Source organism: Anaerolineales bacterium, from assembly GCA_016928575.1.
GTDB lineage: Bacteria > Chloroflexota > Anaerolineae > Anaerolineales > RBG-16-64-43 > JAFGKK01.
Genome location: JAFGKK010000012.1, coordinates 18276 through 31757 on the forward strand (window position 1 = coordinate 18276; position 13482 = coordinate 31757).

The window sequence follows — 13482 nt, forward strand, 5'->3', positions numbered from 1 at the left end:
GAGCCTACGCCGTTTCCACCACTTGGGCGCCGGTGGCGTTCTGGCGGACGGATTCGATCCCCTCCAAACAGGCTTGTTTGCTTGAGTATCCCTCGCCCGAATCGGCGATCGATCTGCCGTTGGGTGCGACGAGCCGCCAGCGGTATTGCCCCTCCTTGTCTTTGTAAACCTCGAATTTGTACATGTGAGTCTCCTTGAAAAAGTGATGGGGATCATTTTTCTTGCGGCGCCGCCCTCATCCATTCCTTTTCCCTGCTTACGCTGGGAGAAGGTGGCCGAACCTGTCCCGGAGCGGAGTGACGGTAGGCCGGATGAGGGGGGGAATGGCTTATGTATTCTTAAATCCCATCTTGCGCTTGATGCTTTCGGCCTCCTCGTGCGTCGGTGTGGGCAGGGTGGTCGTCTCGGTGACCCCGAGGGCCTTCTCCTGCGCCCGCCGCCAGCGCTCCAGCCGCTCCCGCACCTGGGCTTCGTACCCGATGCCGGTGGGTTTGTAGAAGTAGGTTCCCTGCAACGCTTTCGGCAGGTATTGCTGGCCGACGTGGTGGCCTTCCATCTGGTGCGGGTACACGTACCCCGCGCCGTGCCCCAACCCTTTCGCGTCGCGGTTGGAATCCTTCAGATGGTCCGGAACCTCCGTCACGCCCCGCGCCTCGACCGTTTCATAGGCTTGAAAGTAGGCCAGCGCGCTGTTGGATTTCGGCGCCGTCGAAAGGTACAGCGCCGCTTCGACTATCGGGTAGATTCCCTCCGGCAGGCCGACGTAATCGAAGGCCTGCGCCGCCGCATTGGCGACCACCAACGCGTTCGGATCCGCCAAGCCGATATCCTCCCCGGCCAGGATCAGCATCCGGCGCAGGATGAAGCGCGGATCCTCGCCCGAGTAAAGCATGCGCGCCATCCAGTAGAGGGCCGCGTCCGGATCGGAGCCGCGCAGGGATTTAATGAACGCGCTGATCGTGTCGTAGTGCGCGTCGCCGTCGCGGTCGTAAAGCAGCGCCCGGCGCTGGATCGATTCCTGCGCCACGGCGAGGTCGATCCGCACGGCGCCGTCCGGCCCCGGGGCGGTGGATTCGACTGCCAGTTCGAGCGCGTTGAGCGCGTTGCGCGCGTCGCCGCCGGACACGTCCACCAAGTGGGTTCCCGCCTCCTCCGCCAGCACCACCGGCCGGCCGCCGTAGCCGCGCTCGGGGTCTTCGAGCGCGCGCCGGATCAGGCGCCGCACGTCGTCCTGCGCCAGCGGCCGCAATTGGAAGATGCGCGAGCGCGACACCAGCGCCCCGATCACCTCGAAGTAGGGATTTTCAGTCGTCGCGCCAACGAGCACCACCGTGCCGTTTTCCACGTGCGGCAGCAGCGCGTCCTGCTGGGCCTTGTTCCAGCGGTGGACTTCGTCTACAAAGAGGATCGTGCGCACGTTGTGGAGCTTGCGGCGCTCCTGCGCCTGGGCGATCACCCGCCGCAGTTCGGCCACGCCCGCCAGCACGGCGCTCAGTGTTTCGAAGTGGGATTTGGTCGAATTGGCGATGATCTGGGCGAGGGTCGTTTTGCCGCTGCCGGGCGGCCCCCAAAGCAGGATCGACGAGAACAGCCGGTCGGCTTCGATCGCGCGGCGGAGGAGTTTTCCGGGGCCGATGATTTCTTCCTGCCCGACGAACTCGTCGATCGTGCGCGGACGCATCCGGGCCGCCAGCGGCGCCTCGCGTTTCATCCGCTCCTTCAGCGCGTGATCGAAAAGGTCCATGGGGGAAAGTATAGCAGAAACCACGAAGGACACGAAAAAAACCTGAAGAACACGAAGGGTTTTACTCGTCATGCCGGCGTGCACGAAGCCGGCATCCAGTGGCTCTATAACCGACAAGAGCAAAAAGCGTCAGGATTGGGCATTAGCGGAATAGGCCGTCATGCCCGCGTGTTCTTAGCGGGCATCCAGGGTTGAATTAATTACTATACTCATCGAAACGTAATTTACTTTGCTTTAGCTCTTTGTTTTTTTCGTGTGTTATTCAAGGGTTTTGCTTTGATTTTGGATGACTCTTTGATGGAAAAAAGGCTGCGTATCTTTGCTTCTTCCTGACCCTCTTCCACAAGATATTCCTCGATTTTCTCATTGATATGGAATCCGGGAAACTCCTTTTGCACATACGTTTGTAATTGCCCCATGCGGCTCTGCTCGGTCATGAGGTCGAGAACTTGTTTCTTATATGTCGTATCCTCGTTTCCCGCGATATGCTCCCCCTTCGCCTCGAGAATGTATACGATATCCAGCTTACCGGACGTGTTTTTCTTGGCCGCGACGAAATCTGGAAAAAAGCGGTTTTCCCTCCAACCCTGAATGGAATACCACCCTCCCTTAACCCGGTTTTTAAACCACCAGACAATGGTTTGTTGTCGATCCAGCAGTTCCCCGACGTGCCGTTCCAGCGAGTTCATGGAAGAAACGTCAACGTCGTTGAATAGATAATATTGATAAGGATTTGCACCGCTGGAAACGATTTCATCCGCATCCGGTATCCGATAGCCGAGTTCCGGATCGTTTGAAACCGCAAGAACTAATTTTTTTTCTTTCACATAGTCCAGAAAAATCCTCTCTTCTAGGTCGGCTTTTTCTTGGGCCAATCGATGGCAAAGGAAAGAAACGGAAAAACCAAAATGATCCGATAATTTCTTCTCCGGAATGGTTTTGGAAAGCTTCTCCAAGTGACTAGAAGCCAGAGTCCGCGCCCGAAACGCATTGGGGATGATGTCCGCATAACGCCGGGTTAAATAATCCAAATCGATACCCTGGATTTTTCCGGATTTCCCCGCGCCGCGGCGGAGAAGCATAAAAGGGCTTCCGGAAAAACCGGAAGCCCTTTTCCCGAACCCGACGATAAGGGGAAGCGGTGGTTTTCATCGAGTATTGGAATGGGTTAAGTCCGCCCTCTTCCCCATAATCCCGATTTGCGGATACCGGCGCCTCAACCGATCCCCAGCAGTTCCGCCACCCGTTCCTTTTCCCAATCCACCACGATCTGGCCGCCGATGTCGAAGGTCGGAGTGGTCTCGTTGCCGTCCGCCCAGCCGCGGACGCGCGCCGCGGCCTGCGAATCGCGGTGGATGTCGATCTCGGTGTACGCAATGCCGTGTTCCTTGAGGAAATTCCGCGCCGCGCGGCAGCTCGGGCACCACTGCGTGCAATAAAGAATCACTTCCGCCTTCGGATCGGACGAACCGGTTTCACTTTTTGGCATGATTTTTCTCTCGGTCTTCTGAAAACCTTTTTTACCGCAGAGACGCAGAGGCCGCAGGGACAGTGTTCTCCTCTGCGTTCTCTGCGCCTCTGCGATGAAACGTCTATTTCTTCATCGCCCGGGCCGCGGCCAGCGCCGCCTGCCACACTTCCTTGAGCGGGACGTTCTTTTCCTCCGCCAGCCGCAGACAATCCCGGTATTCCGGTGCCGCGTTCATCACCCGTCCTTCCCACTTGGCGTTTTTCACCCGCACCGTACCATAGGGCGTCTCGACCGTCTTTTCCTCGCGGTCGAGCTTGCGCCGCTCGACCGGATGGATCCGCACGCCGATGGTCGTGGTCTCCGCAAACAGGATCCCGAGCACCGGATCCAACCGGGTTTCCTCCACCAGCATTCCGAGCATCACCGCCGGCCGGTTGCGCTTCATGTGGATCGGGGTGAGGTACACGTCGAGCGCCCCCGCCGCAAACAGCCGTTCGGTGACGTGCTCGTACCACTGGGGATTCATGTCGTCGATGTTGGCTTCCACGACCAATTCCCGCGCGGCGGACGGCTCCCGATCCGCGACCGCGCCGATCGTCACGCGCAACAGGTTGGCCCACGGCAGGTCGCGGGTTCCGGCGCCGTATCCCACCCGTTCGACCCGCATCGGCGGCGCCGCGCCAAACTCCGCCGCAAGCCCCGCCAAGAGCGCCGCGCCGGTCGGGGTGACCAATTCGGCCTCTACGTCCCGACCGTAGACCGGAACCCCCCGCAGAAGTTCGGCCGTCGCCGGAGCGGGGACAGGCAGCAGCCCGTGCGCGGATTGCACGGTTCCGGCGCCGATGTGCAGCGGCGACGCGTACACGTTCTCAACCCCCAGAATCTCCAGGCAGATCGCGGTCCCGACGATGTCGACGATCGCGTCCACCGCGCCGACCTCGTGAAAATGGATTTTCTCCACCGCTTCGCCGTGGACCCGCGATTCCGCTTCCGCCAGCCTGCGAAAGACCGCCAGACTCCGTTCCCGGATCCGTGCCGTAAAGCCGCCGCGGAGGATGATCTCCTCGATGTCCCGCAGATGGCGGTGGGGCTGCTTCTCCTCCACCGGAACGTCGACGAAGAGACCGCGCAGGCCGGACTTTTCCGCCTCGCGGACCTCCAGCCGGTACCCGCCCAGGTTCAATTTATGCAATTCAGCCTTAAGCGAATCCGGCGCGACGCCGCAATCCATCAGCGCGCCGAGCGCCATGTTGCCGCTGATGCCGGAATAACAATCGAAGTAGGCGATTGTCTTCATATTTCTGCGTTCCTTTATGATGCGGAAGCTACCCGGGCGGCCGACAAACAGCCCCGCCGTGATTAATCCGCCAGAATCAGAACCCGCTGTTTGGTTTTGTCCATCACCAACACCACCTCGATCAGCACCCATTCGCCCGCGCGCTTGCGGGCCGTGATGTACACCACGCCGGACCCCTTCGGTCCGGAGACGGGAACCGAGAGTTCCGCGGTTCCGGTGGCGCCCGTCTCGGAGACTTCGCCGCTGACGAACCATCCCGCTTCGATGGGCTCGCCCAAGAGCTCTTGCGCCCGGGTGTTTTCTTGAACCAAGGCCAAGCCTTCCTGATACGCGGGATGGGATTTCATCAGCCCGAAGACGCCGAAGAAGCCCGCCGTTCCGCAGCCCACGCACGACAGCGCCAAAACCAGCACCACGGCCAGCACGCTGACCGGGATCAACCAGATGACGTTCCGGGAAAGCCAGCCTTTTTTCGGGGTTGTGGTTTCCATTCTTGCCTCCCTTTTTTGGTATTCGTTCGATACCGAATGCCGGGGATGTCTCGAAGGATCACCTTGAAAGCATCCGCACCAACGCCGGAATGAGGAAAAGGCCCGCCAGGCAGGCCGCGGCCACCGCGGCTAAAACCAGATTGGCGTAGCCGAGCAACAGACCGGCCACCGCCAGTCCATCACCCCTCAGCCGCCCCGCCGATCGCGCAATCCGTGTCCTCGCCATATGTCCCAAGAGGACCGCCGGGACAGCGAAGAAAACCGGAGCCGCAACCCAACTCAGGATGCCGAACACCAGGCTGGTCCAGGCCAGAGAGCTTTCCTTTTCCAGCGGTTCTTCCGGCGGAAGATACGACCGCCCTTCCAGCGACTCGCTCACGATCCAGCCTTCTCCTCAACCGGCTTCCCATTCGGCGCGGGTCACCGGATGGCAGTCCATCTGCAGCCATTCCCAAAAGGCGGCGCAATCCCCGTTCAGGGTGTATTGTACTTTCTGAACGAAGCCGAATTGGAACACCGTGCTGTTCATCTGCGAGAGCAGCATCCGGCTTCCGGCGCTGGTCGAGGCGTTTGGAATCAGGGCCGGCCATCCGGCGACGTCCACGGTGAATTCTCCGTCCCCGGCGGATACCGCGACGACCGTTCCGGCCGTCTCGGCCGAAAACCAGGAGGTCATCCCCGCGGCCTGCTCGGCCCCGGTCGGCCCCTTGACCAGCTCCTTAAGCGTCGAATGCAGCAGGACGGCTTCGTTGGCCGACTCCGGCACGCTCCGCTCCACCGGAACGGGCGTCATGTTCTCGTCGGCGGCCATTGTGTAATACACCCAAACGGCCGTCATCGCCGCGGTGGAAGTCGGCGTGGCGGCCGGCAGGCCGGTTTCGACCGGCGCGGCCGGCTGTCCGGGAGAGGGCGTGGCGGTTCTCGCGCACGCCAATCCGCCCGCGGCAAGGACCATAAGGATGAGAACGCGACGCTTCATGCCGGTCTCCCGGAAAACCACGGTGCTAAATCCACCCGAAAACGGCATAACTCAGATCAATATCGTCCCTATCATACGCCACGCCGGTGAAATACAACGATCCGTCGCCGTTGAAGACCGCGGATTCACCGGTCATCCAATACTCCGAATAGGCGCCGCTCAACACCGGGACGGGGTCGCCGAATCCTTCCTCCGCGGTCCCATGCAGGGTATGCATGCCGTTCTCGTCCCACAACGCAATCCATAGGATTCCCCGGTCGGATTCGCCGAGAAAGATATCCTCGTTAAAAAATGCGTACTTCCGGTCAAACGGAAGTTCCAGCCGGATCCACTCCGCAGACGGCGGATGGTGCAGGAGAATCAGCTTATTTAATTCCGTCCAGGCCAGGTACAGCGTGCCGTCCCGCCCCAGGAAGAATTTCGGCTCCCCTCCATGGCCGCGGAAAATTTCCGCCGGGGCGGACCACGTTTGGCCCCGATCCATGGATTCCGAGATCATCATCGGGGCGGCGGAAACGGTGTCGTCGTCCATCCAGAATAACAAGTAATATGTCCCGGCTCCGTCGTGCGCCAGACGCACGCCGGATATATCCCCTATCCCGCGGAATACCGGCTTTCCGTTGAAGTGCAGGATACCATAAGATCCTTCCAGGGTGATGTAGGCCGTCACGATCCGGGGCGGATCCAGAAACAGCGAGAGGCTGTGATTTATCAAATCCGCATATCCGTCGACATTGGACGTCATCCAGCCGCCCCCCACCCTGCAGTTCAATCCGAGTACGGCGGTGTCCGCATCTTCGTAGTAGGTGAAGCAGGGGCGGCCCTGGTCGTCCATCAGAAAGAACGGATCAAAATTCAACTCCGAATTTTCGATCCGCTCCTCGGCGTCCCACGACCCGTCCGTCCGACGCCGCCGCAGCAGATAATCATACGAGCGGTAATCGCCGTCGCCGTACTCTTCCTGCCAGAACAGGTAGACGGTCCCTTCCCTGTCGACCAGCACCTGGGTGTATTGAATCAGCGCCCCGTCTTCCCGTGACAGCCGGACGAATTGCATTTCGCCCTCGCCCCATGGAAATGCCGGCGGTTCGTCCTGCGGTCCGAACGCCGGATCCTTCGGCGGCGTGCCAAGGAATGAGGTCCAACAGGCGATTCCGGCGGCGGCGCATACCGCCCCCATGAGCGCGGTTCTGCGGAAACGGAAACGCATGGTTTTCCTATCCCCCCTTTCGGCCGTCAGGCCAGGTTGGCGGCTTCCTTGGCGAACTCTTCCACCTGCGCGGATTGGGCCCGAATCTGCCGGACGATCTGCGGCGCCTCTTTCGCCGCCTGCGCGCCGCCCAAGGCTTGCAGGCGCGCGATGTCTGCGAGCAGGGCGTCCATCGTGGTGATCATGCTCGCCAGCTGGGCCTCCACGCGGTTGAGCAGGGTTTCCACCTTCTTCAGCTTCTTGATCCGATCCTCGACGGCCTGCAGGGCCTCCTGCTTCTCCCGCTTCACCAGCGGATCGCTCTCGGTTTCCAGGCCGAGTTTGAGCAGGGCCCGCTCGCCCTCCAGGTCGGTGTTCATCTTCGAGACCTTGAGGAAATTTTCGGGGCCGGTCATTTGCCGGCAGAGGTTATACACCCGTTTGGTCAGCAGCTCGATTTCCGCCTGAACCGGATCGAGTGCCGTTTTCGTCCGTCCGCTGGCGCTCATCAGCGAATTGAAGATCCGCATCTGCGAGCGTACGACCTTGGAATACTGCTCCTGGAACCGCGCCGACAGCGTTCCCGACCGGGCTCGCATGTCGTAGTCCATGCGGATCCGGCGATCGGTGGCGACCCGCGCGACCATGACCAGCCACAGGATCAGCCCCACCGGAAACAGCCACCACGCCGCGGTCAAACCGGCCAGCACGGCCAGGCCCAGCATCGCCGGATTCAAGCTATGGAACAAGGCGGTCATCCAAGGGGATCGCATCGCTTCGTCCTTCCCGGCTTAGAAGTAACTGCTGATGATTTCCAGCAGTTTGGCGATGTCGTCGGGATCGCCGGACTGCACCTTGGTGGCCGAGGCGCGCGCGATGCTGTTCAAGGCGCCGATGTCGGCGTCGGAGCCGTAGGCGACCGGGATGATCAGGATCGGGTTGCGTCCGGTCCGCCCCTCGGCGATCTTCTCCAGGACCTGGTTCAAGGTGGCCGCGCTCGCCGTGTCCTGGCCGTCGCTCAGCAGGACGATGGCGCGGATCCGGTCTTCCCCTTCTGCCGGGGCCGTGGCCATCAATTCGTCGATGGTCAGGATCAGCGTGTCGTACAGCGCCGTGCCGCCGACCGCCTCCAGGGCGTAGATCTGCGTGGCGATCCGGTTGCTGACCTCCTCCACCAGCCCGGGGGGCACCAATTCCAGCACCGTATCGTTGAAGATCGTCAATCCGACCCGGTTCTGCTTGGGCATCTTGTCCAGGAACAGCACCGCCGCCTGCTTCACCTGCTCGATCTTATCGCCTTCCATCGAGCCGGAGCGGTCGATCACCAGCAGGATGTCGCCCTGCTTCTTCACGTACTGCCAGCTGGCTTGGACGGCGGCGATCACGTCCGGGTCGGGCACGTTCAGGACGGTCGCCGGCTGGTTCGGATCCACCCCCAGTTCCGCGACGATCGGGTATCCGATCGCAACGCTGGCGTTAACCGGCCGGAATCCGTTCTCCAGCACCTTGCGCTGGACCGTTTCGCCGAGGATGTAGTCGGTGAACAGTTTCGCGGCCGTCCGCTGTTCCTCGGTCACCCAATCCGCGTTGGGGACGGCGAACGGATGCTCGTGCCAGAAGGTCCCTTCCTTCGGATACAAGGCCACCAGCTTCTCCGGCGGCTTGTATTGGGTCTTGCCCTGGTTGATGAAGATCAGATCGTTCTCCTCCAGCGCCACGAAATCCAGGTATTCCGGGCCCTGGGCGATGTATTCCTTGAACTCGGTCGTGCGCGAGGAGTAGTGCTTGATCAGGCTCTCGATCCGGCGCACGCCCGCCTGCACCTCCTCGTCCTGCACCAGGTCCATGGTCAAGCGGCGGATATCGCCGGCGCCGGCATTGTACATGGCGCTGGCGTAGAATTCCGCGATCAGAGTCGAGATCGCCGTCGAACTGATGTAGGGATCGGTGTGTCCGTAGTAGACCGTCGTGCGGTTCCCGCCGATGCCGTAATCCGCCCAGCCGTTGGGGGAGTTCATCACTTCCAGGAGCTCCTCCCATCCCACCGGCCGGCCGCCGTTTTTGTTTTGGATCGCCCGCAGGCGCGATTCCCAAATCGCCATCACCACCGGGGCGAGCGCGGTCGGCGGGCAGTCGGAGAGGGTGAAGATCTCCCGGCCCGTCTGGTAGTTCACCAGCGCCAGCCAATGGCTGACCGACGGGCTGAAGATCGTCGGCCGGGCGACGTTTTCGTTGTTGGGCGCCAGGATGGCGTTGATGATCCCCTGCGCCACCGTGCCCGAGGATCCGGAGCCTCCGGTCACCCAGACCGGCTTCTCGCCGGCCGCGTAGGGTTGGTTGGTGACGGGATTCTTGCCGGCGGCCGAGGTTTGGTTGAAGGCTTCGACGGCTTCCTTCAAGTACAGTTCGCTCTCGGGCGCGTAGGTGATGCTGATCTCCACGGCGTCCTTGGGTTTGGCTTCGCCGATGATGCTGCAGGCCGCCGCGAACACGCTCACTCCGAGGATGACTGCGATCAGGCGCTTCATGCATTCCCTCCTTGACGACTCCAGCAGAACTGCAGGGCATAGACGGCGTGCTCATCCGCCGGGCGGACGGGGTTGGGGAAATCCGCCCCGGGGCCGCTCAGGCCGTGCGCCGCCAATCCGCCCTGCACGCCGCCGCTTAATAAATGAGCGCGGAATTTCTCCGCCGCTTGGCGCTGCAACTCCGCCTCCCAATCCTCGATCTCCAGCCAGGAAGAGCGGATATAAAAGGTGAAATTAAGAACCGCCGCGGATTGCGGGGCCTGCAGGAGGAACGCCGACCCGTCCAGGCGGCGGCCGTCGCTGAGGGGCAGAAAGGCCGCATCCGCCTGCGGGGGGCGGCTGGTCAGCTGGTCGAACGGATTGCGCTTCAGATCCGGGACCGACTCCAACAACTCCGACTTCCATCTTTGGAAGGATGCGTCGTTGATCTGATCCGCCGTCAGCACGGATTGCTGGAAATATTCCGCGGCCGCCGAAAGGCATCCGCCCATCCCCTCCACGCTTCCTTCCGGCGGAACCGCCAGACGGAACTGCGGATCGGAAGCGGCCAGCCGGGAAATGGATCCCCAATCCAATTGGGAAAGCGCATCGGCCCGCGATCCGGACCAAACCGTCCAGACGAAGGAATCCTGCGCGACGACCCACCCCTCGGTTTCGAACGGGATTCCGCCCGCCGCCGTCCGGGTCCAGTCCGATTCGGCGATCCACACGTCCGGAATCCCGGTCATTACGTTCAGCCGCCGGCCGGCATCCACGCCCCGGACCACGGTCAGCTCGACGGTGATCAGCGGATTCTGGCTGGAGAAATCGGCCGTGGAATCCTTGACCCAATTCTCCAAAGCAGACGGGACAGCGACGAGCAGGGTCACCGGTTTTCCGGCTTGGGGATTCAGGTAAAAATTGGGAAACAGGGAATCCCGCAGGGGGGCATACGACAGACTGCGGACCTGCGGCGAGAACAACGCGGCGCTTCCCACGCAGAAGGAAAGGAAAATGAAGGCAACAAACAAAAACCGGTTTAGGCGCGGCGTGCTGTTCATATTGGCTTATTATAGACGAAAACATCCATCCCCATGACCGGCGTTTGCTCATTCCATGACCGCCGGACGGCGAGCCCGAAAGGCAAGGCTCATGGGTATATACGCAAAGCAGGACGACAAGGTATGGAGAAATGCCTCTGCGGCCCCTCTTCGCCCGGCGCTACCACGGGATGGAATGAAGCCATCTCCCCCGCCGGGGATGGGAGGTTTCGGCTGGCGAAGGAGGAAGACATCCGGGACAGGATTGCTGGATTTTTCAGGATGGCCAGGATTACCGGAAGAGGACGCATCCGCGCCGCCCGTGGGGGATTCCATGTTGTCATTGCGAGACGCCGAAGGCGGCGAAGCAATCTCCCGCGCCGGGGATGGGCGGTTTCGGCTGGGAGCAATCCCGATCGGCTCCTCTTATTGGTTCATTAGATGCGCGGAGAATCCGGCGCCAAACCCGTTGTCGATATTCACCACGGTCACGCCCGGCGCGCAGGAGTTGAGCATCGTCAGCAGCGCGGCCAATCCGCCGAAGGAAGCCCCGTATCCGACGCTGGTGGGGACCGCGATCACCGGCCGGCTGACCAGCCCGCCGACGACGCTGGGCAGCGCGCCGTCCATTCCGGCCACGACGATCAGCACATTGGCCGAAAACAGCGTTTCGCGGCGGTCCAGCAAACGGTGGATTCCCGCCACGCCGACGTCGAACAGCCGCTCGACTTTGCTGCCGAGCGTTTCGGCGGTCACCGCCGCCTCGTCCGCGACGGGGATGTCGGCCGTTCCGGCGCTGAGCACGAGGACCGTCCCCTTCCCGGAGGGTGCGGTCTCCCCGAGGGTGACGATTCGCGCCGACGCATGATGGACGGCCTGCGGAAATTTTCTGCGGATGGCTTCGGCCGCCTCGGCGGAAGCGCGCGCCGCCATCACCCGGCCTTCGCCTTGGGCCACGCGCTCGAAGATGGCGGCGATCTGGTCGACGGTTTTTCCCGGGCAGAAGATCACCTCGGGATATCCCTTGCGCAGCGCGCGGTGGGTGTCGATCCGCGCGAATCCGAGATCCTCGTACGGCAGGTCTTTGATGCCGGCGAAGGCATCCTCCACGCTCAATCTTCCGCTGCGGACCTGCTCCAGCAGTTCGCGCACCCGGTTGCTATCCATGGCGTCCCTCTCCGGCCGAAGGGCCGAGCGTCTCGTTTAGACTTCCCCGCCGATACCCCTGCAGGTCGGCGGCGACGTAAGCGTATCCGGCGCGCCGCAGGGCCGCCGCCGCTTGGGCGGCGGTTTCCGGCGACGCAAGGAGGGCGATTTCCTCCGGCGCCACTTCCACGCGGGCCATCGCCCCGTAATCCCGCACGCGCACATCGTGGAACCCCATCGCCTTGAGCGCCGCCTCGGCTTCCCGCACGCGCCGCAATCCTTCGGACGTGATCCGCGCCCCGTAGGGGAACCGGGTCGCCAGGCAGGATTCGGCCGGCTTATCCCACGCCGCGAGTCCCGCGCGGCGGGCCAATCCGCGGATCTCGGCCTTGGCCAGATCCGCCTCGCACAACGGACTGCGCGTTCCCGCCTCGCGCGCCGCCCGTTCGCCGGGGCGGTAGTCGCCCAGGTCGTCGCGGTTGGAACCCTCGACGACCCAATCGATCCCTTCCCGGCGGGCCAATTCCGCGAACGACTCCAGCACGCCGCGTTTGCAGTAATAGCACCGGTCCTGCGGATTATGGGTGAAAACCTCGTCCTCGAGTTGCCGCACGTCCCGGAACAGATGCCGGATTCCAAGCTCGCGGGGAAGCGCCCGCAGGGATTCCTCATCTTGCTCGACGTAAATCGGCGACCGGGCCGTCGCGGCGGTCACCTTCCCCGCTCCGAGCGCCCGCACCGCGGCCCACAGCAGATAACTGCTGTCCACGCCGCCGGAATAGGCGACCAGCACCGATCCCATGTCCTTCAGGATCGAGAACAAAGCGTTTTGCTTCGCGGCAAGTTGGGATTCATCCTGCACGGCGTGCCGCCTTTCGGAATCCGGCACTCCCCTCATCCGGCCTGCCGCCGCCCGCTCCGGGGCGGGTTCGGCCGCCCTCCCCCGGGATTGGGGGGACAAGGACGGCCGGCGAGGGAGTCACCGCATCGAGAATGATCGACGTATAGGCCAGCTTCCCCCCGCGGTTGCGCTTGTCGAACCGCTTCGAACGGTGGATCATTCCGTCGGCCGGAGACCATTCGTCGCAATGGAAACGGCCGGCCTCGTCGAAGAATTCATACAGCCGCACCCGGAATCCCGCCCGTTCGAAGAGGGCCTTCGCACTGTGGTGCGTGTAGAGGACCTTATGGTCCGTTGCCCCCGCCCCGCTTCCGCCCGGCTCCACCCAGCGGATATAGTCCGGATCCGGATGACAGCCATCGGGGACGGCGATCCGCAGGTATCCGCCGGGCTTGAGGTAGCGGCGGCACAACTCCGCGCCGCGCAGAGCCTCCTCTGCGGTAAGGTGCTCCCAAACGTGCTCGGCTAGCATGGCGTCGATCGACCCGGGTTCGAAGAACCGCGCCCAATCCTCCTCGCGCAGAATGTTCAACGCCTCGATTTCGGTCGGGATCCAGCCCGGATCGAACGTCGCCGAGGCGCCGATTACGATCCGCAGCGGGGAACGGCCCAGGGCGCCGCGGATCCGCCGCGCGTTCCGCCACCCGCGCAACGCTTTTCCCGCTTTGCGCAACCCCTGGCCGACGATCGGAATTCCCGCGATGCGCGCCAACATCG

15 protein-coding genes are annotated in these 13482 nt (G+C 62.5%); all 15 read right to left on the minus strand.

Annotated features, from left to right (window positions below; all coding sequences use genetic code 11):
- Positions 1–4 precede the first annotated feature (4 nt).
- Complete coding sequence (locus tag JW929_01690) at positions 5–184, minus strand: DUF1508 domain-containing protein (protein MBN1438095.1); 180 nt, start codon at positions 182–184, stop codon at positions 5–7.
- Between the two features lie 144 nt (positions 185–328).
- Positions 329–1744: an AAA family ATPase gene (locus tag JW929_01695; GenBank protein ID MBN1438096.1), complete on the minus strand. Its 1416-nt coding sequence runs from the start codon at positions 1742–1744 to the stop codon at positions 329–331.
- Positions 1745–1968: 224 nt separating this feature from the next.
- Entirely contained in the window at positions 1969–2826 is an 858-nt protein-coding gene (locus tag JW929_01700; protein ID MBN1438097.1) for a hypothetical protein, read from the minus strand.
- Between the two features lie 134 nt (positions 2827–2960).
- On the minus strand, positions 2961–3233 hold the full coding sequence (locus JW929_01705; GenBank protein MBN1438098.1) for a glutaredoxin family protein: 273 nt from the start codon (positions 3231–3233) through the stop codon (positions 2961–2963).
- A 103-nt stretch (positions 3234–3336) separates the two neighbouring features.
- Positions 3337–4512, minus strand: coding sequence for a nickel pincer cofactor biosynthesis protein LarC (larC, locus tag JW929_01710; GenBank protein MBN1438099.1), 1176 nt, complete (start codon positions 4510–4512; stop codon positions 3337–3339).
- 62 nt (positions 4513–4574) lie between these two features.
- Positions 4575–5003 (minus strand): cytochrome c oxidase assembly factor 1 family protein, encoded by a 429-nt coding sequence (locus JW929_01715; protein MBN1438100.1) that lies wholly within the window; start codon positions 5001–5003, stop codon positions 4575–4577.
- Between the two features lie 58 nt (positions 5004–5061).
- On the minus strand, positions 5062–5382 hold the full coding sequence (locus JW929_01720; GenBank protein ID MBN1438101.1) for a DUF4190 domain-containing protein: 321 nt from the start codon (positions 5380–5382) through the stop codon (positions 5062–5064).
- A gap of 15 nt (positions 5383–5397) precedes the next feature.
- Entirely contained in the window at positions 5398–5982 is a 585-nt protein-coding gene (locus tag JW929_01725; GenBank protein MBN1438102.1) for a GerMN domain-containing protein, read from the minus strand.
- Positions 5983–6007: 25 nt separating this feature from the next.
- Positions 6008–7192: a hypothetical protein gene (locus JW929_01730; protein ID MBN1438103.1), complete on the minus strand. Its 1185-nt coding sequence runs from the start codon at positions 7190–7192 to the stop codon at positions 6008–6010.
- A gap of 26 nt (positions 7193–7218) precedes the next feature.
- Entirely contained in the window at positions 7219–7944 is a 726-nt protein-coding gene (locus JW929_01735) for a hypothetical protein (GenBank protein MBN1438104.1), read from the minus strand.
- A gap of 18 nt (positions 7945–7962) precedes the next feature.
- Entirely contained in the window at positions 7963–9699 is a 1737-nt protein-coding gene (locus tag JW929_01740; protein MBN1438105.1) for a substrate-binding domain-containing protein, read from the minus strand.
- The gene (locus tag JW929_01745; protein ID MBN1438106.1) at positions 9696–10739 is read right to left on the minus strand and encodes a substrate-binding domain-containing protein; all 1044 of its coding nucleotides are present in this window, start codon (positions 10737–10739) and stop codon (positions 9696–9698) included. The genes JW929_01740 and JW929_01745 overlap by 4 nt, the downstream gene beginning before the upstream one ends.
- Positions 10740–11144: 405 nt before the next feature.
- Positions 11145–11885 carry a nickel pincer cofactor biosynthesis protein LarB gene (gene larB, locus JW929_01750; protein MBN1438107.1) on the minus strand — a complete coding sequence of 247 codons (741 nt, stop codon included), beginning with the start codon at positions 11883–11885 and terminating at the stop codon, positions 11145–11147.
- A complete protein-coding gene (gene larE / locus JW929_01755) occupies positions 11878–12753 on the minus strand; it encodes an ATP-dependent sacrificial sulfur transferase LarE (protein MBN1438108.1) in 876 nt (291 codons plus the stop codon). Before larE ends, larB begins: the two co-directional genes overlap by 8 nt.
- Positions 12716–13480 carry a hypothetical protein gene (locus JW929_01760; protein MBN1438109.1) on the minus strand — a complete coding sequence of 255 codons (765 nt, stop codon included), beginning with the start codon at positions 13478–13480 and terminating at the stop codon, positions 12716–12718. Before JW929_01760 ends, larE begins: the two co-directional genes overlap by 38 nt.
- Between the last annotated feature and the right edge of the window lie 2 nt (positions 13481–13482).

Coding starts and splice junctions, on each gene's coding strand:
- JW929_01690 (MBN1438095.1), bottom strand. CDS start 184: ATGTACAAATTCGAGGTTTACAAAGACAAGGAGGGGCAATACCGCTGG.
- JW929_01695 (MBN1438096.1), bottom strand. CDS start 1,744: ATGGACCTTTTCGATCACGCGCTGAAGGAGCGGATGAAACGCGAGGCG.
- JW929_01700 (MBN1438097.1), bottom strand. CDS start 2,826: ATGCTTCTCCGCCGCGGCGCGGGGAAATCCGGAAAAATCCAGGGTATC.
- JW929_01705 (MBN1438098.1), bottom strand. CDS start 3,233: ATGCCAAAAAGTGAAACCGGTTCGTCCGATCCGAAGGCGGAAGTGATT.
- larC (MBN1438099.1), bottom strand. CDS start 4,512: ATGAAGACAATCGCCTACTTCGATTGTTATTCCGGCATCAGCGGCAAC.
- JW929_01715 (MBN1438100.1), bottom strand. CDS start 5,003: ATGGAAACCACAACCCCGAAAAAAGGCTGGCTTTCCCGGAACGTCATC.
- JW929_01725 (MBN1438102.1), bottom strand. CDS start 5,982: ATGAAGCGTCGCGTTCTCATCCTTATGGTCCTTGCCGCGGGCGGATTG.
- JW929_01730 (MBN1438103.1), bottom strand. CDS start 7,192: ATGCGTTTCCGTTTCCGCAGAACCGCGCTCATGGGGGCGGTATGCGCC.
- JW929_01735 (MBN1438104.1), bottom strand. CDS start 7,944: ATGCGATCCCCTTGGATGACCGCCTTGTTCCATAGCTTGAATCCGGCG.
- JW929_01740 (MBN1438105.1), bottom strand. CDS start 9,699: ATGAAGCGCCTGATCGCAGTCATCCTCGGAGTGAGCGTGTTCGCGGCG.
- JW929_01745 (MBN1438106.1), bottom strand. CDS start 10,739: ATGAACAGCACGCCGCGCCTAAACCGGTTTTTGTTTGTTGCCTTCATT.
- larB (MBN1438107.1), bottom strand. CDS start 11,885: ATGGATAGCAACCGGGTGCGCGAACTGCTGGAGCAGGTCCGCAGCGGA.
- JW929_01760 (MBN1438109.1), bottom strand. CDS start 13,480: ATGTTGGCGCGCATCGCGGGAATTCCGATCGTCGGCCAGGGGTTGCGC.